The organism is Roseovarius salinarum (genome assembly GCF_002834145.1).
Taxonomy (GTDB): domain Bacteria; phylum Pseudomonadota; class Alphaproteobacteria; order Rhodobacterales; family Rhodobacteraceae; genus Roseovarius; species Roseovarius salinarum.
This window is the reverse complement of record NZ_PHNT01000008.1, coordinates 72,629-94,571: the sequence shown is the minus strand read 5'-3', so window position 1 is coordinate 94,571 and position 21,943 is coordinate 72,629. Positions and strand designations below refer to the sequence as shown.

Genomic DNA, 21,943 nt, shown 5'->3' with positions numbered 1-21,943 from the left:
ACGAGCTCACGGGACCGAACGGAGGGGATCGGCATGGCACAGAGGGTGGAACGCGACGGGTTGCAGGTGGCGCCGGAGCTGGCAGAGTTCATCGAGGGCCGCGCGCTGCCGGGCACCGGGGTGGAGCCGGCGACCTTCTGGGCGGGGCTGTCGGAGCTCGCGCATGAACTGGGACCGCGCAACCGCGCGCTGCTGGAGACGCGCGAGACGATACAGGCGCGCATCGACGACTGGCACCGCGCCCGCGCCGGCCAGCCGCATGACGCCGCCGCCTATCGCGCCTTTCTGGAGGAAATAGGCTACCTGCTGCCGGAGCCGGCGGATTTCGAGATCGACACCGCGGGCATCGACCCCGAGATCGCACAGGTGCCGGGGCCGCAGCTTGTCGTGCCGATCACCAACGCGCGCTTCGCGCTGAACGCGGCGAACGCGCGCTGGGGCAGCCTCTATGACGCGCTTTACGGCACCGACGCGCTGGGCGATCTGCCGCAGGGCGGGGGCTATGACCCGGAGCGCGGCGCGCGCGTGATCGCCTGGGGCCGGGCATTCCTTGACGCCGCCGTGCCGCTGGCGACCGGAAGCTGGGCCGAGGCGCCGGCGATCACGGTCGCGGACGGCCGGGTTGCCCCGGCGCTGAAGGACCCCGCGCAGTTCGCCGGCCATGCCGGCCCGGCGGAGGCGCCGACAGCGGTGCTTCTGCGCAACAACGGTCTGCACATCATCATCGACATCGACGCGACCAGCGAGATCGGCGCGACCGATGCCGCCGGCATCGCCGACATCCGGCTGGAATCGGCCATCTCCACGATCATGGACTGCGAGGACAGCGTTGCCTGCGTCGATGCCGAGGACAAGGTCGCCGCCTACGGCAACTGGCTGGGGCTGATGCAGGGCGACCTGTCGGAGACGGTCGAAAAGGGCGGGCGCAGCTTCACCCGCCGGCTGGCCGACGACATGGCCTTCACCGCGCCGGGCGGGGACGCGGTGACGCTGAAGGGCCGGTCGCTGATGCTGGTGCGCAACGTGGGCCACCTGATGACCAACCCGGCGGTCCTCGACCGCGGCGGCAACGAGATCTTCGAGGGGCTGATGGACGCGCTGGTGACGGTGGCCATCGCGATGCACGACCTGGCCCGCGACGGGGGCAACTCGGTCGCCGGCAGCGTCTATGTCGTCAAGCCGAAGATGCACGGCCCCGAGGAGGTCGCCTTCGCCGACGAGATCTTCACCCGCGTCGAGCGCATCCTCGGGCTGCCGCAATACACCGTCAAGCTGGGCATCATGGACGAGGAGCGCCGCACCAGCGTCAACCTCAAGGCCTGCATCCATGCCGCGCGCCACCGCGTGGCCTTCATCAACACCGGCTTCCTCGACCGGACCGGCGACGAGATCCACACCAGCATGGAAGCCGGCCCGATGGTGCCCAAGGGCGAGATGAAGCAGGCGGCGTGGCTTGCGGCCTACGAGGACCGCAACGTCGACATCGGGCTGGCCTGCGGCCTCAAGGGGCGTGCGCAGATCGGCAAGGGGATGTGGGCGATGCCCGACCGCATGGCCGAGATGCTGGACGCCAAGATCGGCCACCCCAAGGCGGGCGCGACCTGCGCCTGGGTGCCGTCGCCCACCGCCGCCACGCTGCACGCCACGCACTACCACCACGTCGACGTGCTGGCCCGGCAGGACGAGATCGCCGCTGGTGGCCCGCGCGGCACGCTCGACGACCTGCTGTCCATCCCGGTGGCCACCGGGCGCAACTTCTCGGACGACGAGATCACGGCGGAGATCGAGAACGACGCCCAGGGCATCCTGGGTTATGTCGTGCGCTGGGTCGACCAGGGCGTGGGCTGTTCCAAGGTGCCCGACATCCACGACGTGGCGCTGATGGAGGACCGCGCGACCTGCCGGATCAGCTCGCAGATGCTGGCCAACTGGCTGCATCACGGCGTCGTGGACGCGGACCGGATGATGGCGGTGATGCGCAAGATGGCGCAGGTGGTGGACCGCCAGAACGCCGGCGACCCGGCCTACGCGCCGATGGCGCCCGGTTTCGACGGCGTGGCCTTCGAGGCCGCCTGCGACCTGGTGTTCCGCGGGCGCGCGCAACCCTCGGGCTACACCGAGCCTGTGCTGCACGCCCGCCGGCTGGAGCTCAAGGCGCAGGGATAGCCGGCAGGGGGGCGCTGCCCCTCCTGGCACCATGCGCAGATTCACCCCGGAGATATCCGAAGGCAAGAAGAAGGGACGACGTAATGGCGGAGATTTCTCAGGAGGCGGCGCGGACGATGGTGCGCGCGGCGCTGGACAAGGGGCGCGCGATGGGCCTCAAGCCGTTGTCGGTGATCGTGCTGGACGCCGGCGGCCACCCGATCGCCTTCGAGCGCGAGGACGGCGCGAGCCCCGGCCGGTATGCCATCGCGCAGGGCAAGGCCTATGGCGCGGTGATGCTGGGCATGGGCGGACGCGCGCAGATGGACCGCGCCGAATCGCAGGCCTATTTCATGGCGGCCGTGAACGGCGTTTACGGCGGGCAGACCGTGCCGGTGCCCGGCGGCGTGCTGGTGCGCGATACCGAAGGCCGGGTGATCGGCGCGGTCGGCGTGACGGGCGACACCTCGGACAACGATGCCGAGGCGGCGCTGGCCGGCATCGCGGCGGCGGGGCTGGCCGGCGAGGCCTGAGGGCTGCGCGCAGGCGCACGCGGGCCTGTGCCCCGGCGGCGGTTTTCTTGCGCCGCAAATGGCTGTATCTCTTGTCGGGCAATCTTCGAGGGAGATCCATGGCGCGCCCTGTCGTCGGTATCATCGGCAACCATTACCTGATCAACGATCAGTATCCCGCGCACGCGGGCGGCACGATGAATTCCGAGGCGGTGGCCGGCGTGTCGCATTGCCTGCCCCTGCTGATCCCGGCCGATCCGCGGTTCGTCAGCGTGGAGGAGTTGCTGGAGACCTGCGACGGTTTCCTGCTGACCGGCGGGCGGCCCAACGTGCACCCCGAGGAATACGGCGAGGCCTGGACCGAGGCGCACGGCGCGTCGGATCGCGCGCGCGACTCGGTGACGCTGCCGCTGGTGCGCGCCTGCCTCGACCGCGGGCAGCCCTTCCTGGGCGTCTGCCGCGGGTTCCAGGAAGTGAACGTCGCGCTGGGCGGCACGCTGCACCCCGAGATCCGCGACCTGCCGGGGCGGATGAACCACCGCATGCCCCCCGACGGCACGCTGCAGGAGAAGTTCGCGCTGCGCCATTGCGTGCGCTTCACGCAGGGCGGCCCGTTCCACCGCCTGTTCGGCGCGCAGGAAGTGATGACGAACACGCTGCACGGGCAGGGCATCAAGACGCCGGGCGGGCGCATCGTGATCGACGGCTGGGCCGAGGACGGCACGCCCGAGGCATTGTACGTCGAGGGCGCCGAGGGCTTCGCGCTGGGCGTCCAGTGGCACCCCGAGTGGGACGCGGCGAACGACCCGGTCAGCCGGCCGCTGTTTTCCGCCTTCGGCGATGCGGTGCGCGCCTGGGCCGCGGGGCAGATGGCGCCGGCGCGGCGCACGGCCTGAGGCCCGGCCGCCGCGGGGCAAGGGGCTGCCGACCGCGTTTGACGCAGGACAAGGCGCGCGGCCGGTTCCGGTGGCACGAAGTCTGCATGCAGCGCTGACGGGAGGCCCCGATGAAGATCCTGATCGCCTATGCCAGCACGGAAGGACAGACGCGCAAGATCGCGCGGTTCTGCGCCGACACGCTCGTCGATGACGGCCACTCGGTCGAGTTGATGCCGGTCGCGGACGCGGGCGCGGTGGAACCGGCCCGCTTCGACGCGGCCATCCTGGCCGCCTCGGTGCACGTCGGCCGCTACCAGGACGAGATGGTGGAATTCGCCCGCGCGCACGCGCAGGCGCTGGCGGGGCTCCGGACGCTGTTCCTGTCCGTGTCCTTGGCCGCCGCCGGCACCGACCCCGAGGAACACGCCGACCTCGACCGCATCGCGGCCGCGTTCGCCGAGACCACGGGATGGACGCCCGGGCGGGTCGAACAGGTGGCCGGGGCCTTCCGTTTCACCGAGTACGATTTCTTCAAGGCCTGGGCGATGCGCTGGATCGCCCACCAGAAGGGCGAGGCCGTGGACCCCCGCGGCGACCGGGAATACACCGACTGGGCCGCGCTGGAGTCTGTGCTGTCGGACTGGGCGGGGTGATCACACCGCGCCGGCTCCGTGCAGCAGGCGCGCCTCGTGGCGTTTCAGGCAGGGCCGCGCGGTCGGGCCGTGGCGGCAGGGCGCGCTGCGCAGTTCGGGGAAGATGGCGAACAGTTCCTCGCGCGCGGCGGCGTCCATCGCGGTCAGGCCGGCGTCGCCGGCGTGGAAGCTCTCGGTCGCGATGCCGTCGGCATGGATGATCTCGTGCCGGTCGAACATCAGGTGGATGTAGGTCACCTCGCCGCCCGCGGCGCGGCGCACGTCCGCCCCGTCGATCAGGTGCTTGGCGGGCACCAGCACCTCGGAGGCGCCGAACAGCAGCTCGGCGCGGTAGCCGGTGAAGAGGATCCGGTGCTGCGGCGAAACCACCAGCGGCCGGCCCGTGCCCCCGGCGACAGAGGCGCGGATCGACACCGGCGCCAGCTTGCCCTCGGCGCGGACGCGCCGCCGGCCGATCCAGCGGATCGGGCGCGGGCCGCTGTCGCGCGTGACCACGCGGTCGCCCTCGCGCAGCGTCTCGACCGGCCGTTCGCCGCGGTCGGTCAGGATCATGGCACCGGCGGCGAAGCAGATGATGTTCTCGATCTCCGAGAAACTGACCACCGTGCCGTCGGCCATCGCGAAGGTGCCCGACAGACCGCCGTTTTCATCGTCGGTGTTGGTGAAGGTGATGTCGCCCTTGCCGATGTCGCCGGTCAGGCGCAGCGTGTCGCCGTCCGTCTCGTCGCTCTCGCCGCCTTTGATCGTGATCGTGCCCGCGCCGGTTTCGCCGTGATCGGCCAGCGTGAAGGTGTCGTCGCCCCCGCCGCCCGTTGCCGTGTCGTCCTGCGCGACGATGAGCCGGTCGTCGCCCGCGCCGCCGCGCATGTCGTCGCCGCCGGGTCCGCCGTCGATCGTGTCGTTGCCGGTGCCGCCCTTGAGCGTATCGCTGTCCGCCTCCGTGCCGCCGCCCAGCAGCAGGTCGTCGCCCGCCTGACCGAAGGCGATGTCATTGCCCGCCGAGGCGTGGACGGTGTCGTTGCCGTCGCCTGCGTCGAGCGTGTCGTCGCCCGCCCCGCCGTGAAGGGCGTCGTCCTCGGTGCCCCCCAGCAGCAGGTCGCCGTCGGCGCCGGCCTGAAGCGTATCCTGGCCGGCCCCGCCCTTGAGCGAGTCGGCCCCGTCGCCGCCCATCAGGCTGTCGGCCCCCGCGCCGCCGCGCAGCAGGTCGTCGCCCTGGCCGCCGTGCAGCGTGTCGTCGCCCGCGCCGCCCTCCACCGAATCGGCGCCGTGGCCGCCCGAGACATCGTCGTCGCCCGCGCCGGAGAGGATCGTGTCGTCGCCGCCGTAGCCCAGGACCGTGTCGGCGTCCGTGCCGCCCGGCCCGTCGCCGGCGTCGATCATGTCGCCTTCGGGATCGCCGGTGTAGGCGGTGTCGATGGTGTCGGCCGCGGCTGTCCCTTCCACGATGTAATCGGGAGAGACCGAGGCGACGGTCTTGATCTCGGCGAAGCCCACGTCGGTGGTGCCGTCGGCGTTGACCACCTCGTAGGTGAACGACGAGCTGCCGGTGTCGGAATCCGACGTGACCGAGAAGGTGCCGTCGGCGTTCAGCGTGACCTTTTCGCCGCTGCCCAGCGTCACCGTTTCGCCTGGCAACACGTCCTGCTCGTCGATGCGGGTGATCGTCAGCCCGCCGCCCACGGTGTCGGTGTCGTTGGCCAAGGGTTCGAAGACGGCGGTCGTATCGGGCGCGATCTCGAAGGTGTCGTCGAAGGCGATGGCGACGGATTGCAGGCTGTCGCCCATGATCAGCACGTTGGAGTCGTATTTCGCGTCCCCGCCGTCGGCCAGGCCGATCCTGATCGAGTTCGTTTCGCCCGGGTTGACCGGCGCCTTGATGGTCAGGACCTTGGTCAGCCCGTCCATCTCGGTGTTGTAGGCGTCCGTGCCCTCGGGGTTGTCGAGGTAGAGGTTGGCATTCGAGCCGGTGTTGACGTTGTCGATCGTCACGTCGCCCGAGCCGACCGTCATGTCGACTTCCTCGCCGTTCACCCAGACGTTGAAGCTGTCGTTGTAGCCGCCGTTGACGTACTCGAGGTATTCCTCCGACGAGAAGACGAACTGCATCGTCAGGTGGTCGCCGTCGGGGGTGAACTCGGCCTCCAGGAACGTGGCGTCATGGGTGTCCTGCCCCGAGACCGAATCCATGCCCGCGTCGCCGTCCACGCCGTCGGTGTCGGTGGTCGTGTTGGAGTCCTGGTTCGTCTTGCCGCTGGAATTGGTGAAGTCGCCGGCGTTGCCGGTGGACAGGATCACGCCCTCGTCGGTGGGCGAGATGCCCTGAAGCGTGTCCTTCGCCCCGCTGTAGGTGCCCGACGACTGCGGATCGCCGGTCAGGCTGGCCGAGGTGACGGTGACACCATGGCCGAAGATGGTCTGCGCCATCTGCATCGCCGTGCTGTCGGTGTTGATCGAAAGTTCCGATGACGTGGCCATGGCCGTTCACCCCTGAAAATGTGCCACCCCCGAGGCGGAGCGGCGAAGCGATAACTCGAATGCGCGGCACGGCCGCCGGCCCTGCCTTGTCTGGAATTGACACCGGTTGTGACGGATGAATCTGGCGCGGTTGGCGCGGGATTGGGGCCATTTGGTGCACCCTGGCCGCGCCGGACGCCGGGGTTCGGGTGTCAGGTGACCGCCGCGCGCGCGTGGTATTCGGGGCGGTCCCACAGCCGTCGCTCCATCACCTCGGCCATCACGTCGATGGCGCGGCGGATGTCCGCCTCGTCCAGGTAGAGCGGGGCGAGGCCGAAGCGCATGATGTCGGGTGCCCGGAAATCGCCCACCACGCCGCGGGCGATCAGCGCCTGCATGGCGGCGTGGCCGTCCCCGAAGCGGAAGGCGACCTGGCTGCCGCGCCGGTCCGGATCGCGCGGGCTGACAAGTTCAAGCATGGGGCAGGCGGCCTCGACGCCGGCGATGAAGAGCTCGCTCAGCTCGATCGAGCGCGCGCGCACCTCGGCCATGTCGACGCGATCCCAGACATCGAGCGCGGCCTCCAGCGCGGCCATGCCCAGAACCGGGGGTGTGCCGACGCGCATCCCCGCCGCCCCCGGCGCGGGGCGGTAGTCGGGTTCGAACGCGAAGGGCGCCGCGTGGCCCAGCCAGCCCGCCAGCGCGGGGCGCGCGGACGCCGCGAGGCGCGGGGCCACGTAGACGAAGGCCGGGGCACCGGGGCCGCCGTTGAGATACTTGTAGGTGCAGCCGGCGGCGAAATCCGCGCCCGCGCCGGCAAGGTCCACCGGCAGCGCGCCGGCCGAATGGGCGAGGTCCCAGACCGTCAGCGCGCCCATCTCGTGCGCCGCGCGCGTCAGCGCCGCCATGTCGTGGCGACGGCCCGTGCGGTAATCCACGTCCGTCAGCAGGGTGACGGCAACCTCCCGGGTGACATGCGCCGCCACCTCGCCGGGCGGCACCACGCGCAGTTCGTGGCCCTGGCCCAGCGCGTCGATCAGCGCCTGCGCCACGTAGAGGTCGGAGGGGAAGTTGCCCTCGTCGGAAAGGATCACCCGGCGGCCGGGTCGCAGCGCCAGCGCCGCCGACAGCGCCTGGTGGATCTTGACCGACAGCGTGTCGCCCACCGCGACGTGGCCGGGCTCGGCGCCCACGAGCCGGCCGATCCGGTCGCCCAGCCGTGCCGGCTGCTCCATCCAGCCCGCGCGGGTCCAGCCGCCGATCAGCATCTCGGCCCATTCCCCGGTGACGGTGCGCTGCACCCGCGCCGCCGCCGCCTTCGGCATCGGCCCCAGCGAGTTGCCGTCGAGGTAGATCACCCCCTCGGGCAGGTGGAACATCTCGCGCGTGGCGGTGAAATCGGTGCCCGGCATCGGTGCCCCCCTCAGAACTGGCCGCCGGCGATCTCGATCGCCTGGCCGTTCACGCTTTCCGATCCCGGCCCGCACAGCCAGAGCACCGCCGCCGCGACCTCCTCGGGCGCGATCAGGCGATCGTGCCGGTTGGCGCCCACCATCATGGCGCGCGCTTCGTCCGCGCTCACGCCGGCGCGGTCGCGGATCATCGCGATGTTGCGCGCCACGATCTCGGTGTCGACATAGCCGGGGCAGACCGCGTTGAAGGTGAAGGGCGTGCCCAGGTAATCCTCCGACAGCGCGCGGATCAGCCCGACGACGCCGTGCTTGGAGGCGGAGTAGGCCGCGGCGCCCTTCAGGCCCTTCACCCCGGCGACCGAGGAAATGGCGACGACCCGGCCCCAGTCGGCCCCGCGCATGGAGGCGAGGCTTTCGCGGATCGTCCAGAACGTGCCGTCGAGGTTGGTGCCCATGATCCGCCGCCAGAACGCGGTGTCGGTCTTGTGCAGGGCGCGGCCCTCGGCGACGCCGGCGTTGGGCACGCAGATCTGCACCGGCCCGCGCGTCGCGACCGCCGCGGCGATGGCCTGCGCGACGCTGGTCTCGTCGGTGACGTCCATCACCGCCGGGTGCAGCCCCGCGTTGCCGCCGGCGGCCTCGTCCAGCACCGACTGCCGCCGCCCGGTGATCGTGACCTGCGCGCCGTGCCCGGCCAGCGCGCGCGCCACCGCCAGCCCGATGCCCGTGCCGCCGCCGGTGACCAGCGCGTGTCTGCCCTCGATCGTCATCATGTCCCCCGCATCGTCGTGCCGCGCCAGCCTAGCGGTTTGCCCGCCCGGGGCAAGCGCGGACGGCGCGGGAAATTCGCACGGGGTGCTAGACATTCATGCATATGAATTTGTAGGCTGCAAGAAACACGAGGGAGGAGATTTCCATGACCAGACCCATGGCTGCCGCCGCGCTGGCGCTGAGCCTTGTCACGCAGGGCGCCGCCGCCAGCGAGGACATCGCGGACCAGTACCCGCAATCGGAGCTGTACGAGAAACCGGTGGAGGTGATTCCCCACGTCTTCTCGGCCATCGGCGCGACAGCACCGCCCACCTACGAGAACTCGGGCCACAACAACAACCTGTCGTTCGTCGTCACCGGTGACGGCGTCGTGGTCATCAACGGCGGTGCGTCCTACCGGCTGGCGAAGGCGCTGCACGACGAGATCAAGACGGTGACCGACCAGCCCGTGAAACTGGTCATAAACGAGAACGGGCAGGGGCACGCGATGCTCGGCAATTCCTACTGGGCCGAGCAGGGGGTGGACATCCTCGCCCATGTCGACGCGATCCACGAGACGCAGGAGGAAGGCGACTTCATCCTCCAGCGCATGCAGGGCTACAACAGGGACAAGGCCGAGGGCACCACGGTCGTGCCCGCCAACCTGAGCTTCGAGGACCGCCACGTCGTCGAGATGGGCGACGTGACGATGGAGGTGCTGCACCTCGGCCCCGCGCACGGGCCCGGCGACACGCAGGTCTGGATCCCGCAGTGGGAGATCGTGATCGCCGGCGACATCGCCTTTCATGAACGCATGCTGCCCATTTTCCCCGCCACCGATACCGACGCGTGGATCGAGACCTTCGAGGGCCCCTTCACCGAGCTGGGTGCGACCTACGTGATCCCGGGCCACGGGCACCCGACCAACATGGCGCAGGTGCGGCGCTACACCACGGCGTATCTGAAGGACCTTCGCGCCAAGATCGGCGCGCACCTCGACGCGGGCGGCGACCTGGCCGATGCCTATTACGTCGATCAGTCGGAATGGGCGCATCTGGACACCTTCGAGGAACTGGCGACCAAGAACGCCGGCCGTGTCTACGAGGAGATGGAATGGGAATGAGGCGCCGCAGAGCGGCCGTCGCGCGGCCCGGGCCGCGCGCGGCCAAAATTCTTGACAAGAATTTTTGCAAGAGTTTTGTCAAAACTCTTGCGCGCGCGGCCAACGGCGGGGCGTCATGCTGAAGTGGATCGATCTGCCGCCCGTGTGGCTTCTGGGCTGCCTTGCGCTGGCCTGGTGGCAATCGGCGCAATACCCGCTGGGGCTGAGCTTCGGCGGGGCCTGGGCGGAGTTCGCCGGCGGGCTGCTGGTGGGCGGCGGCGTTCTGCTGATGGTCATGGCGGCGGTGGAGTTCCGGCGCCACCGCACCACGCTGATCCCGCACGAGGAGGCAGATGCGCTGGTCCAGTCGGGCATCTACAGCCGCAGCCGCAATCCCATCTACCTTGGCGACGCGCTGGTGCTGACGGGGTTCATCCTGCGCTGGGACGCGGTGCCGTCGCTCGCGCTGGTGCCGGTCTTCGTCTGGATCATCGAGACGCGCTTCATCATCCCCGAGGAAAACCGCCTGCGGCGCAGGTTCCGTGCCGATTTTTTCCGCTACTGCCAGAAAACGCGCCGGTGGATCTGAGGGATGTGACAATCTGGGTGTCGCAACAGGCCCGCGAGTGTGAAATAACGACGTTCGAGATACCAAATACGGCTTACGCCGGGCCGGGCCGCGAATGGTCCGGCCGCAATCCTGGGAGACGCGCCATGGCAGAAGACAAGAAATCCACCAAGCAGGGCGGGCAGCAGAAGAACCCGTTCGATTTCTCCGAGATGTTCAAGATGTACGATCCCGAGCGGATCGCCGGCCTGTTCGATCCGCAGCAGTTCTTCGCGCAGATGCCGGCCCTGAAGTCGGCCGACCTCGACATCGACGCGATCATCAAGCGCAACCAGGCCTCCTACGAGGCGATGGTCGAGGCGAACAAGGCGGCTGCCGCGACCTACCAGGACATGCTCGAGAAGCAGATGGAGATATTCAACCGGATGACGCAGGCCGCGCAGGCCGCGGCGCAGGACGTGCAATCGCCGGTGGACGCGGATGCGGCCTCGAAGAACGCGCAGGTCTACACCGAGGCGGCGCAGAAGGCCTTCGAACTGATGCGCGAGATGGCCGAGGCGGCGCAGGGCGCGAACCAGCAGGCGTTCGACCGCCTCAGCGGCCAGGTGACGGCCGCGATGGACGACCTGAAGAAGCAATAAGGCGGCACCGCCGCCGGACGAGGGGGACAGCACATTGAAGATCGGAACACCGAAGGAGGTGCGCGAGGGCGAGGCGCGGGTCGCGATGACGCCCGACTCGGCCCGCGCGCTCCGGAAACTTGGGTATGACTGCGCGATCGAGACCGGCGCCGGCGTCGCCGCCGGGTTCTCCGACGCCGCCTACGAGGAGGCGGGCGTCGAGGTCATCAAGACGGCCGCGCAGCTGTGGAAGGCCGCGGACATCGTGGCCAAGGTGCGCCAGCCCACCGACACCGAGGTCAAGCGGCTGAAGAAGGGGCAGACGCTCATCAGCTTCTTCAACCCGGCCGAGAACGAGGCGCAGATGCAGATGGCCGCCGACAAGGGGGCCACCGTCATCGCCATGGAGATGGTGCCGCGCATCAGCCGCGCGCAGAAGATGGACGCGCTGAGCTCGATGGCCAACATCGCCGGCTACCGCGCCGTCATCGAGGCGGGCAACAACTTCGGCCGGTTCTTCACCGGGCAGGTGACGGCCGCCGGCAAGGTGCCGCCCGCCAAGGTGCTCGTGGTCGGCGCGGGCGTGGCCGGGCTGGCCGCGATCGGCACCGCGACCTCGCTGGGCGCGATCACCTATGCCTTCGACGTGCGCCCGGAGGTGGCCGAGCAGATCGAAAGCATGGGCGCCGAGTTCGTCTACCTCGATTTCGACGAGGAACAGCAGGACGGTTCGGGCACCGGCGGCTACGCCGCGCCCTCGAGCCCCGAGTTCCAGGCCAAGCAGCTCGAGAAGTTCCGCGAACTGGCGCCGGACGTCGACATCGTCATCACCACCGCGCTGATCCCGGGCCGGCCCGCGCCGGAGCTGTGGACCGAGGACATGGTCAAGTCGATGAAGCGCGGCAGCGTGATCGTCGACCTCGCCGCCGAGCGGGGCGGCAACTGCACCCTGACCAAGCCCGACGAGAAGGTGGTGACCGACAACGATGTCACCATCATCGGCTACACCGATTTTCCCAGCCGCATGGCCACGCAGAGCTCGACGCTCTACGCCACCAACATCCGCCACATGATGACCGACCTGACGCCCGAAAAGGACGGCAAGCCGGTCCACGACATGGAGGATGACGTGATCCGCGGCTCGACGGTGGCGCACGGGGGCGAGGTCACCTATCCGCCGCCGCCGCCGAAGGTGCAGGCGATCGCGGCCGCGCCGAAGAAGGAACCGGAAAGGGAACTGACGCCCGAGGAGAAACGCGCGCAGGAACTGGCCGCGTTCAAGGAACAGACCAAGCGTCAGGTCACGCTTCTGGGGGTCGGCGCCGTGCTGGTGCTGGCGGTCGGCCTCGTGGCACCCGCCAGCTTCATGCAGCACTTCATCGTCTTCGTGCTGTCGGTCTTCGTGGGCTTCCAGGTGATCTGGGGGGTCAGCCACAGCCTGCACACGCCGCTGATGGCGGTGACCAACGCGATCTCGTCGATCATCATCCTGGGCGCGCTGATGCAGATCGGCTCCAGCTCGGTCCTGATCACGATCCTGGCCGCGCTGGCCGTCTTCATGGCGGCGATCAACATCTTCGGCGGCTTCCTCGTCACGCGGCGGATGCTCGCGATGTTCCAGAAATCCTGAGGGGGTAGGCGACAATGGACTACGGATTCACCATTGCGGCCTACGTGGTCGCGGCTGTTCTCTTCATCCTCAGCCTCGGGGGCCTGAGCGGGCAGGAAAGCGCCAAGCGCGCCATCTGGTACGGCATCGTCGGCATGGCCATCGCCGTGGTGGCCACGCTGATCGGCCCCGGCCTGGGGCTGTGGTGGCTGTCGCTGGTGCTGATCGCCGCCGGGTCGGTCGTGGGCTACCAGCTCGCCACGCGGGTCGAGATGACCCAGATGCCCGAGCTGGTGGCGATCATGCACAGCCTCGTCGGGCTGGCGGCGGTGTTCGTCGGCTTCAACGCCGACCTCGAGCTGGGCCGCGTCGCCGCGGCCTTCACCGGCGCCGGGTTCCCCTTCCCGCGGCCCGAGGACGTCAGCCCCGAGGCGGCGGAGTTCGCCAAGGGGTTCTCGGGGTTCGCGGCGATCGTGGCCAAGAAGACGGCCGTCGAGGTCTCGATCCTCAAGGTCGAACTGATGCTGGGTATCTGGATCGGCGCGGTCACCTTCACCGGATCGGTGATCGCCTACGGCAAGCTGGCGGGCAAGGTGGACAGCGCCGCCAAGAAGCTGCCGGGCGGGCACATGCTCAACGCCGGTGCCGCGGCGCTGTCGCTGCTGTTCGCGGCGCTCTATCTGGGCGGCGCGGGCATCTGGACGCTGGTCCTGCTGACGCTGCTGGCGCTCTTCATCGGCTACCATCTGATCATGGGGATCGGCGGGGCCGACATGCCCGTGGTCGTGTCGATGCTCAACAGCTACTCGGGCTGGGCGGCGGCCGCCATCGGCTTCTCCCTGGGCAATGACCTGCTGATCGTGGTGGGCGCGCTGGTGGGGTCGTCGGGGGCGATCCTGTCCTACATCATGTGCAAGGCGATGAACCGTCAGTTCGTCAGCGTCATCCTGGGCGGCTTCGGCGGCGCAGCCGGCCCGCAGCAGGAGGTCGAGGGCGAGATGGTCGCCATCGACGCCGACGGCGTCGCTGCCGCGCTGAACGAGGCGGACAGCGTCATCATCGTGCCGGGCTACGGCATGGCCGTGGCGCAGGCCCAGAACGCCGTGAGCGAACTGACGCGCAAGCTGCGCGGCAAGGGCAAGGAGGTGCGCTTTGCCATCCATCCCGTCGCCGGGCGCCTGCCGGGGCACATGAACGTCCTGCTGGCCGAGGCGAAGGTGCCCTACGACATCGTCCTCGAGATGGAGGAGATCAACGACGATTTCCCCGACACCGACGTGGTGATCGTGATCGGCTCCAACGACATCGTGAACCCCGCCGCTCAGGACGACCCCAACAGCCCCATCGCCGGCATGCCGGTGCTGGAAGTCTGGAAGGCCAACCAGGTCTTCGTGTGCAAGCGCGGCAAGGGCGCGGGCTACTCGGGCATCGAGAACCCGCTGTTCTTCAAGGAGAACACGCGCATGTTCTACGGCGACGCACGCCAGAGCGTGGACAGCCTGCTGCACCTGATCGACTGATCCGGCCCCCGCCCGTCCGCGGGCGGGGCGCCGCCGCGAGAAGAGGAACGGCATGACAGGCGATGGTGGTCCGACGCCGCCGGCCGGGCCGGTGCTCGCACTGGTCGGGGGCATGCTGATGGCCGGCGCCGGCGCGGCGATCTCGTCGCTGGCCGCCGTCGCCGGGCTCGTGGTGGCCCTTGCGGGCGCGGCGCTGTGTGCGCTGGGCGCGTGGCGGTTGCTGCGACGCTGACCCGCCCGCCCGGCTTCGGGCATGGCGTGGCGCCGCGCGGCGCCGCGGCGCGGGCCAAGCCGCGGTATACCTTTGCACGCCGCTAAAATGCTGCATTGCAAGGAAAATCCGGTTTCGCTTCCGCGGGCGAGGCTCTAGGTTGCCGCCACACGAAGGAGAGGGCCATGCCGCCGATCGAGGATCACCCGCTGCGTTACCGCCTGACGAACGAGCTGCACGCGCGGCCTTTCCCGCCGGTGGAGGCCCCGTGCACCGCCGTGTTCCTGGCGATCAAGCGGCCCGACAACGCGGCGGCGCGCGACCGGGACGCCGACCTTGCGCATCTGACGGACCTTCTGGACCGGCACGGCGCGCCGCACCCGCAACCCGGCGCCACGCATTACTTCGGCCGCATCGGCCGCCACCGGCTGAAATGGGAAAGCCACACGGAGTTCGTGGAATACACCGTCTTCCGCGACGGGCTGGCCGAGCGGCCCTTCGACCCGGCCGATTTCGAGGTGTTCCCCGAGGACTGGCTGGAGCAGGCCCCGGGCGCGCGGCTGACCTCGGCGCTGATCCGGATCGCGCCCTACGGCGACGACATGGCGATCCGCGACCAGGTGGCCGACTGGTTCGTGCCCGAAAGCGTGGCGATGGCGCGCGTGCTCGACGACGCCGCGGTGCTGGCCGGCGACTTCCGCATCGATCCGGCCGGTCACCTTCGGTTCTCGGTTCACGTCTCGCCCGGCACGGGCAAGCGGCGCATCGGGCGCATCGTGCAGCGGCTGTGCGAGGTGGAGACCTACAAGGCCATGTCGATGCTGGGCTACGAGCGGGTGCGCGCCATGAGCGCCCAGCTCAACGACCTGGACGCACGGTTGTCGGATCTCACCGCGGCGATGAGCGAGGATGCGCGCCCGGCCGAGGAGACGCTGCAATCGCTGCTGGCCGTCTCGGCGGAACTCGAGGGCCTGATGGCGCGCGCCTCGTTCCGCTTCGGGGCCACGGCCGCCTACGAGAACCTCGTGCACCGCCGCATCGAGGTGCTTCGCGAGCAGCGCTTCGAAGGGCGCCAGACCTTCCGCGAATTCATGATGCGCCGCTACGACCCGGCGATGCGCACCGTCAAGGCGACCGAGGCGCGGCTGCAGGCCATGGCCGACCGCGCGATGCGCGCGGGCGACCTGTTGCGCACGCGCGTGGACGTGGAACGCAGCGCCCAGAACCAGGCGCTGCTGGAAAGCATGGATCGCCGTGCCGACCTGCAATTGCGGCTGCAAAAGACGGTCGAGGGGCTCAGCGTGGTGGCGATCAGCTACTACGCCGTGTCGTTGGCCGGCTACCTGCTCTACCCGCTTGCGCCGACGTTCGGCGTGAGCAAGGGCATGGTCACGGCGGCCGTCACTCTGCCGGTTGTGGCGGCGGTGTGGTGGCTGATCCGGCGGATTCGGCGGTCGATGGAATAGCCGCCAGCGCCCGGTGCATCGCCAGCGCGCCCGCCGCGATGGCCGCCAGCGCCAGCACCGCGGCCACCGAAAGCGTGGCAACCCTGGACAGCCCGGCGCCCACCGTGCAGCCCCCGGCGAGCACGCCGCCCGCGCCCATCAGCCCCGCGCCGGCCAGGTAACGGCCCGTCTGCGCCGGGGTTTCGAAGCTTTGCCAGCGGAAGCGCCCGGTGAGCAGCGCCGCGAAAAGGGCCCCGGCCAGAACGCCGCCCACCAGCCCGGTGCCGAACCCCGCCGGGATCGCACTGGCCGCGGCCACGTAGAAGACCGAGTCGGCCGCCGGCGCCGTGAACGACAGGGACTGCATCGCGATCGGGTCGAAATCGTCGAGAAGCACCAGCCCCGTGCCGACCCAGCCGGCCGGCACCAGCAACCCGATCAGCGCGGCCAGAATCAGCACCGGCGCCCGCGCGCCCGACCGCGCGGCCAGCACAAGCGCGGCGGCCGCAAGCAGCGCGACCCAGATCGCCGAGGCCCCGGGCAGGGCGGCGCTGTCGATTGGAACCGTCACGCTGCCCACCGCCGTGCGCAGCGGCGCCAGCACGCCCTTGAGCGTGGCCTGCGCCGTGAGCGCGAAAACGACGAGGACTGTCAGCGCGCGCAGGTTGCCCGCACCCGAGAGCACCGTCAGCCGCGAGATGCAGCCGCGGGTCAGGACCATGCCCGCGCCGAAGGCCAGCCCGCCCAGCGCGATGGCCAGCACCGGCAGCTCCTTCGCCATGAACCGGTGGTCCGCAAACCCGATCCAGCCTGCGGCCACCGCCGCCTGCGTGCCCGCCACGGCCGCGGCCAGCGCCACGAACCAGACGGCCCCGGCGGCCCGGCGATCCGTGCCCACCAGCGCGCGGCGCAGGCAGAATCCGGTGACCAGCGCCAGCGCGCCGAACACCGCCCCCAGCGCCAGGGCGAACCAGACGGCGGCCTGCGGCGCGGTCAGCGTCTCGAATCCCAGCATGTGATACATTGCGCGTCTCCCCGGGTGTCGAATGCCTGCCGTCGGATGGCGCGGCGCGGCGCCACGATCAAGCATGGCTAACCGTGCCATGCGTTTGCCGCCGTGGAACGCGCGTTCGCCCCGCGCCGGCGGCGCGGAACGCGGTTCTCCCGCAGCGGCATCCCTTGGCCCGGGATCGTGCCCTTCGGCCGGTGAGCGGCACGACGGTTCTTATTTCGGGGCGCGGGGCCGGGGCTTGATTTTCCCGCGCCGGGCGTCACCCTGACGGGGTGCGGGCCCGCCGGCCCGACCGGAGCACAAAGGACACCCCATGCCCGTGAAGAACCGATTCGCCGAACTGCACGACGAGATCACCGCGTGGCGCCGCGACATCCACCGCCACCCCGAGATCCTGTTCGAGACCCATCGCACCGCCGCGCTGGTGGCCGAGAAGCTGCGCGCGTTCGGGTGCGACGAGGTGGTCACCGGGATCGGGCGCACCGGCGTGGTGGGCGTGATCCGGGGCCGATCGACGGCCAGCGGCAAGGTGGTCGGCCTGCGCGCGGACATGGACGCGCTGCCCATTCACGAACGCACGGGGGTTGACTACGCCTCGCAAACGCCGGGCGCCATGCACGCCTGCGGCCATGACGGGCACACCGCCATGCTGCTGGGCGCGGCGCGCTACCTGGCGGAGACGCGCAACTTCGACGGCACGGCGGTCGTGATCTTCCAGCCCGCCGAGGAAGGCGGCGGCGGGGGGCGCGAGATGTGCGACGACGGGTTGATGGACCGCTTCGGCATCCAGGAGGTCTATGGCATGCACAACTGGCCGGGCGTGCCCGAGGGGCAGTTCGCGATCCGCCCCGGCCCGTTCTTCGCGGCCACCGACAAGTTCGAGATCGAGGTGACGGGGCGCGGCGGCCACGCCGCCAAGCCGCACGACACCGTGGACACCACGGTGGTCGCCAGCCACCTCGTGCTGGCGTTGCAGACCATCGTGAGCCGCAACATCGACCCCACGCACGAGGCGGTGGTCTCGGTCACCTCCTTCCACACGGATTCGGAGGCCTTCAACGTGATCCCCTCGACGGTGCAGCTGATCGGCACGGTCCGCACGCTCGACCCGGGGATGCGCGACCTCGCGCAGGCGCGCATGCAGGAGCTGTGCGACACCATCCCGGCCGCCTTCGGCGGCGCGGCGCGGCTGGCGTACGAGCGCAACTACCCGGTCATGGTCAACCACGAGGCACAGACCGATTTCGCGGCCGGCGTCGCCCGCGCGGTCAGCGGCCAGTGCGACGAGGCCCCGCTGGTCATGGGCGGCGAGGATTTCGCCTTCATGCTGGAGGAACGCCCGGGCGCCTACATCCTCGTGGGCAACGGCGACACCGCGATGGTCCACCACCCCGAATACAACTTCAACGATGCCGCGATCCCCGCCGGGTGCAGCTGGTGGGCCGGGGTGGTCGAGCAGCGGATGCCGGCGGGCTGAGCGGCCGCGCGGGCGGGCAGGGGGCGCTGCCCCCTCGGCCTTCGGCCTCACCCCCGGAGTATTTCGGGCAAGATGAAACCCGGGCCGCGCACGCCGCGCCTCAGGCCAGATTGCCCTCGGGCGTGAGCACCGTGCGGCCGCGCAGGTAGGGGTGCAGCACCCCGGGCAATTCCACCGAGCCGTCGGCGCGCTGGCCGTTTTCCAGCACCGCGATCAGCGCGCGGCCCACGGCCAGCCCCGAGCCGTTGAGCGTGTGCACGAACCGCGGCTTGCCTCCCTCGGCGGGCCGGAAGCGCGCGTTCATCCGCCGCGCCTGGAAATCGCCGCAGACCGAGACCGAGCTGATCTCGCGGTAGGTGTCCTGCCCGGGCAGCCAGACCTCGATGTCGTGGGTCTTGCGCGCGCCGAAGCCCATGTCGCCGGTGCACAGCACCACCGTGCGGTAGGCCAGGCCGAGCCGGTCGAGGATGTCCTCGGCCGCGCGCGTCATGCGGTCGTGTTCCTCGAGGCTCGCGTCCGGGTGGGTGATCGAGACCATCTCGACCTTCTCGAACTGGTGCTGGCGCAGCATGCCGCGCACGTCCTTGCCGGCGCTGCCGGCCTCGGAGCGGAAGCACTGCGTGTGCGCGACGTGCCGGCGGGGCAGGCTGTCCGCCTCGACAACCTCGCCGTTGACGAGGTTGGTCAGCGTGACCTCCGCCGTGGGCACCAGCCACCAGCCGTTGGTGGTGCGGTAGCTGTCCTCGCCGAACTTGGGCAACTGGCCGGTGCCCTCCATCATCTCGTCGCGCACCAGCACCGGGGTCCATGTCTCGTGCAGGCCGTTCTCCTCGACGTGCACGTCGATCATGAACTGCGCCAGCGCCCGGTGGACCCGCGCCACCGCGCCCGACATCACCACGAAGCGCGCGCCCGACAGCTTCGCCGCCGCCTCGAAATCCATGCCGCGCGCGACGCCGGCGATCTCGAAGTGCTCGAGGGGGGTGAAATCGAAGGCCGGCGGCGTGCCCGCGCGGCGGATCTCGACGTTGTCGGCCTCGTCGGCGCCGTCGGGCACGTCGTCCAGCGGCGCGTTGGGCAGGCGCATCAGCCTGTCGGTGAGCGCGCGGTCGAGGTCCTTGGCCTCGGCCTGCAGGCGCGCGACCTCGTCCTTCTTTTCCGCCACCAGCGCGCGCAGGCGGGCGAACTCGGCCTCGTCGCCCGCGGCCTTGGCGGCGCCCACTTCCTTGGAGGCGCGGTTCTGCTCGGCCTGCGCGGTCTCGGCGGCATGGATGCGCGCGCGGCGCGTCTCGTCGAGCTCAAGGATCTCCGCCGCAGCCGGCGCCTCGCCCCGGCGCGCAAGCGCGGCGTCGAAGGCGTCCGGGGCGTCGCGGATGGCGCGGATGTCGTGCATGGGTGTCCCTCGAAGGCTGTGATCGACTCGTCCGCCGCCTTATGCCCCAGATTTGAGCGAAGGTGTAGGGCGGGGTTTCATCCCGCACCCGGGGCTCATGCCTCGCCCGGCCGCAAGGCCGGGCAGCGCCCGACCCGCCCCCCCACGGGGCGGGCGCTTCACGCCCACCCCGCCGGGCCGGGCGCTGCCCTCGATGCCCCGGGCCGGACCTCTCAACCGGCTGTCCTCTCTGGTGGCGTGTAGCCATTCGGATCGGCCTGCCACTCGCGCCATTGCTTTAGAAATTCGCCGAAATCAAGCTCCTGCCGCGGCCAGTGCGCCGGCCGGTCGCAGCCGTCGGGCAATTTCACCGACCCGTCGCCGAACATCCCCGCCAGCTGGTCGGCGATCTCTGGCATGCCTGTGAAATCGACAGATCTCGCGGCGGCCCCGCTAAGGTTGGCCCACGAGAGGTCCGTGTCAGGACCGAACCGCGCCGACCCGAGGTCCGCCCCCTGCAGCCGCGCCCACCCGAGGTATGCCCCTTGCAAACTTACGTGCAGGAGTTTGGCTTCCTGCAACCTTGCGTCCTCGAGGTCCGCCCCCTGCAACCGCGCCCCCCAGAGGTGCGCCCCCTGCAGCCGCGCCTCTGCGAGTTGCGCCCATTGCAACCGTATTTCCCGGAGGTCTGCGCCTTGCAACCGCGCCGCCATGAGCTCCGCCCCCTGCAACCGCGCCTGCCAGAGGTCCGCCCCCTGCAAAAAGGTGCCGTCGAGCCTCGCGCCGTTGAGGTTGAGGCCCGACAGGTCGGCGCCGCGCAGGTCGGCATTGCGCAGGTCCAGCCGGTAGCCGGTGTAGTCGATCAGCGCCTCTTTCCAAGCGCGGACCCTTGCGCGATGGGTCGCCAGCGTCGTCTTGTCGTGGCCGTCCTCGGGCCCGTCATACTCCGGCGGCTCCCGGTCGAAGGGGAACTCAACCTCTTCCCCGCGCCCGGCCTCCAGCCGCCTTTGCTTTGCCGTGCGCCGCCCGATCACCGTCAGCGCCACCTGGATGTCCTCGCGCGGCTTCAGCCCGGCCTTGGCCTTCGCCTGCGCCTCGCGGAACGCCTGCAGCCGCTCGTTCCAGTCCGCCGCCAGCGGGCCGTCGTCCTCGCCCTCCCGCATCTCCAGTTCGGGCCAGTCGTCCGCCTGCGGCGCCGGGGCATTCTGGCGGATATAGGCGCAGAGGATCTCCATGATCTGCACGTGGTCGCGGTCGCTGTCCCGCGCGATCCGCTCCAGCGCGTAGATGGCGCCGATGCGCACCTCGAGGTTGGGTTCGGTGCTCTCCACCCCGTCGCGCTTGACCTCCTTTTCCGCCCCCAGACCCTGCACTGCGGTGTTGATGCGCTCGGTGATGTGGCCCTGTTCGGCAACGTCGGCCTGTTTCTGCGCGACGATCGCCCGCCAGACCACGAAGGGCGCGCCGATCAGGGCCACGGTGACCGCGCCGGTGCCAAGGGTGGCGCGCGGCGAGTCCAGCGTGCTGCCGAAGATCGCGCCGCCCAGCATCACGAAGGCGGTGGCGACCGCCAGGAGGAAAAGCGCGATCACCGTCACGCTCAGTAGCGGGCCGAGCCATCGGGCGGCGGCCCAGACGGGGCGCTGGCGCAGGCCCAGCCAGTCGAGGATGTCGGGGCGGTCGTCGCGGCTCACCGGAATTGCCTTTTCACGCTGCATTCCCCCGCACCCTAGCGGGGACCGGGGCGCGGCCCAAGGCCGCGCGCGCACCGATGCGCTACCGACGCGTCGCAAATGCCGTGCGGGCGGGCTTTCCCGCCTTGCAAACGGGGGCGGCGGGCCATAGGTTCGCGGCCAATCCGGCGGGGGCCTCCCCGCGTGCCCGTGACATCAAAGGACATCGCCCATGGAAGCCCTCGGCCAGTTCATTCCCCTCATCCTGATCTTCGCGATCATGTATTTCCTGCTGATCCGGCCCCAGCAGAAAAAGCTGAAGGACCACAAGGCGATGGTCGAGGCGCTGCGCCGCGGCGACCAGGTGGTCACGCAGGGCGGGCTGATCGGCAAGGTGTCCAAGGTCAAGGACGACGACGAGATCGAGGTCGAGCTGGCGCAGGGCGTGAAGGTGCGCGTGGTCAAGTCCACCATTGCGCAGGTGCTCAGCAAGACCGAACCGGCGGAGGGCTGAGCCCCCGCCGCCGCCC

At 70.2% G+C, this 21,943-nt stretch carries 19 protein-coding genes; 13 read left to right on the top strand and 6 right to left on the bottom strand.

The genetic code is table 11. The features are described 5' to 3' along the window. The first annotated feature begins 33 nt into the window (after nt 1-33). The 4 genes from CEF10_RS09380 (at nt 34) to CEF10_RS09365 (ending at nt 4,188) form a co-directional block, all read left to right on the top strand. Nucleotides 34-2,166 (top strand): malate synthase G, encoded by a 2,133-nt coding sequence (locus CEF10_RS09380; RefSeq protein WP_101067919.1) that lies wholly within the window; start codon nt 34-36, stop codon nt 2,164-2,166. Nucleotides 2,167-2,249: 83 nt separating this feature from the next. Further along, complete coding sequence (locus CEF10_RS09375; protein WP_101067918.1) at nt 2,250-2,678, top strand: GlcG/HbpS family heme-binding protein; 429 nt, start codon at nt 2,250-2,252, stop codon at nt 2,676-2,678. Nucleotides 2,679-2,776: 98 nt separating this feature from the next. Further along, nucleotides 2,777-3,553 (top strand): gamma-glutamyl-gamma-aminobutyrate hydrolase family protein, encoded by a 777-nt coding sequence (locus CEF10_RS09370; RefSeq protein ID WP_101067917.1) that lies wholly within the window; start codon nt 2,777-2,779, stop codon nt 3,551-3,553. A 110-nt stretch (nt 3,554-3,663) separates the two neighbouring features. Next, nucleotides 3,664-4,188: a flavodoxin domain-containing protein gene (locus CEF10_RS09365; protein ID WP_101067916.1), complete on the top strand. Its 525-nt coding sequence runs from the start codon at nt 3,664-3,666 to the stop codon at nt 4,186-4,188. Here the strand turns inward: CEF10_RS09365 and CEF10_RS09360 are convergent, their stop codons facing one another. The 3 genes from CEF10_RS09360 to CEF10_RS09350 form a co-directional block, all read right to left on the bottom strand. Next, nucleotides 4,189-6,663, bottom strand: coding sequence for a choice-of-anchor L domain-containing protein (locus CEF10_RS09360; RefSeq protein WP_101067915.1), 2,475 nt, complete (start codon nt 6,661-6,663; stop codon nt 4,189-4,191). 191 nt (nt 6,664-6,854) lie between these two features. After that, entirely contained in the window at nt 6,855-8,054 is a 1,200-nt protein-coding gene (gene kynU, locus CEF10_RS09355; RefSeq protein ID WP_101067914.1) for a kynureninase, read from the bottom strand. Between the two features lie 11 nt (nt 8,055-8,065). Beyond that, on the bottom strand, nt 8,066-8,824 hold the full coding sequence (locus CEF10_RS09350) for an SDR family NAD(P)-dependent oxidoreductase (protein WP_101067969.1): 759 nt from the start codon (nt 8,822-8,824) through the stop codon (nt 8,066-8,068). Between the two features lie 146 nt (nt 8,825-8,970). Here CEF10_RS09350 and CEF10_RS09345 point away from each other — a divergent pair, with 146 nt between their 5' ends. From CEF10_RS09345 to CEF10_RS09315, 7 genes are all read left to right on the top strand, one after another. Further along, nucleotides 8,971-9,927, top strand: coding sequence for an MBL fold metallo-hydrolase (locus CEF10_RS09345; RefSeq protein ID WP_232796457.1), 957 nt, complete (start codon nt 8,971-8,973; stop codon nt 9,925-9,927). A 115-nt stretch (nt 9,928-10,042) separates the two neighbouring features. Next, nucleotides 10,043-10,495 carry a methyltransferase family protein gene (locus tag CEF10_RS09340; RefSeq protein ID WP_101067912.1) on the top strand — a complete coding sequence of 151 codons (453 nt, stop codon included), beginning with the start codon at nt 10,043-10,045 and terminating at the stop codon, nt 10,493-10,495. A 125-nt stretch (nt 10,496-10,620) separates the two neighbouring features. Next, entirely contained in the window at nt 10,621-11,115 is a 495-nt protein-coding gene (locus tag CEF10_RS09335) for a phasin family protein (protein WP_101067911.1), read from the top strand. A gap of 34 nt (nt 11,116-11,149) precedes the next feature. Further along, a complete protein-coding gene (locus CEF10_RS09330) occupies nt 11,150-12,724 on the top strand; it encodes a Re/Si-specific NAD(P)(+) transhydrogenase subunit alpha (protein ID WP_101067910.1) in 1,575 nt (524 codons plus the stop codon). 14 nt (nt 12,725-12,738) lie between these two features. Continuing rightward, nucleotides 12,739-14,223 carry an NAD(P)(+) transhydrogenase (Re/Si-specific) subunit beta gene (locus CEF10_RS09325; protein WP_101067909.1) on the top strand — a complete coding sequence of 495 codons (1,485 nt, stop codon included), beginning with the start codon at nt 12,739-12,741 and terminating at the stop codon, nt 14,221-14,223. Nucleotides 14,224-14,275: 52 nt separating this feature from the next. After that, nucleotides 14,276-14,455 (top strand): hypothetical protein, encoded by a 180-nt coding sequence (locus tag CEF10_RS09320; RefSeq protein WP_101067908.1) that lies wholly within the window; start codon nt 14,276-14,278, stop codon nt 14,453-14,455. A 164-nt stretch (nt 14,456-14,619) separates the two neighbouring features. Further along, a complete protein-coding gene (locus tag CEF10_RS09315; protein WP_101067907.1) occupies nt 14,620-15,900 on the top strand; it encodes a DUF3422 family protein in 1,281 nt (426 codons plus the stop codon). On the opposite strand, the gene CEF10_RS09310 is transcribed toward CEF10_RS09315, so the two are convergent. Continuing rightward, on the bottom strand, nt 15,836-16,903 hold the full coding sequence (locus tag CEF10_RS09310) for a YeeE/YedE thiosulfate transporter family protein (RefSeq protein ID WP_101067906.1): 1,068 nt from the start codon (nt 16,901-16,903) through the stop codon (nt 15,836-15,838). The genes CEF10_RS09315 and CEF10_RS09310 overlap by 65 nt on opposite strands. A 301-nt stretch (nt 16,904-17,204) precedes the next feature. On the opposite strand from CEF10_RS09310, the gene CEF10_RS09305 reads away from it, so the two are divergent. Further along, entirely contained in the window at nt 17,205-18,368 is a 1,164-nt protein-coding gene (locus CEF10_RS09305; protein ID WP_101067905.1) for a M20 aminoacylase family protein, read from the top strand. A gap of 100 nt (nt 18,369-18,468) precedes the next feature. Here CEF10_RS09305 and serS read toward each other — a convergent pair whose 3' ends face one another. Continuing rightward, complete coding sequence (gene serS, locus CEF10_RS09300) at nt 18,469-19,761, bottom strand: serine--tRNA ligase (protein WP_101067904.1); 1,293 nt, start codon at nt 19,759-19,761, stop codon at nt 18,469-18,471. 212 nt (nt 19,762-19,973) lie between these two features. Continuing rightward, nucleotides 19,974-21,434, bottom strand: coding sequence for a pentapeptide repeat-containing protein (locus tag CEF10_RS09295; protein WP_101067903.1), 1,461 nt, complete (start codon nt 21,432-21,434; stop codon nt 19,974-19,976). 211 nt (nt 21,435-21,645) lie between these two features. On the opposite strand from CEF10_RS09295, the gene yajC reads away from it, so the two are divergent. Beyond that, nucleotides 21,646-21,927, top strand: coding sequence for a preprotein translocase subunit YajC (yajC, locus tag CEF10_RS09290; RefSeq protein WP_101067902.1), 282 nt, complete (start codon nt 21,646-21,648; stop codon nt 21,925-21,927). The last annotated feature ends 16 nt before the right edge of the window (nt 21,928-21,943 follow it).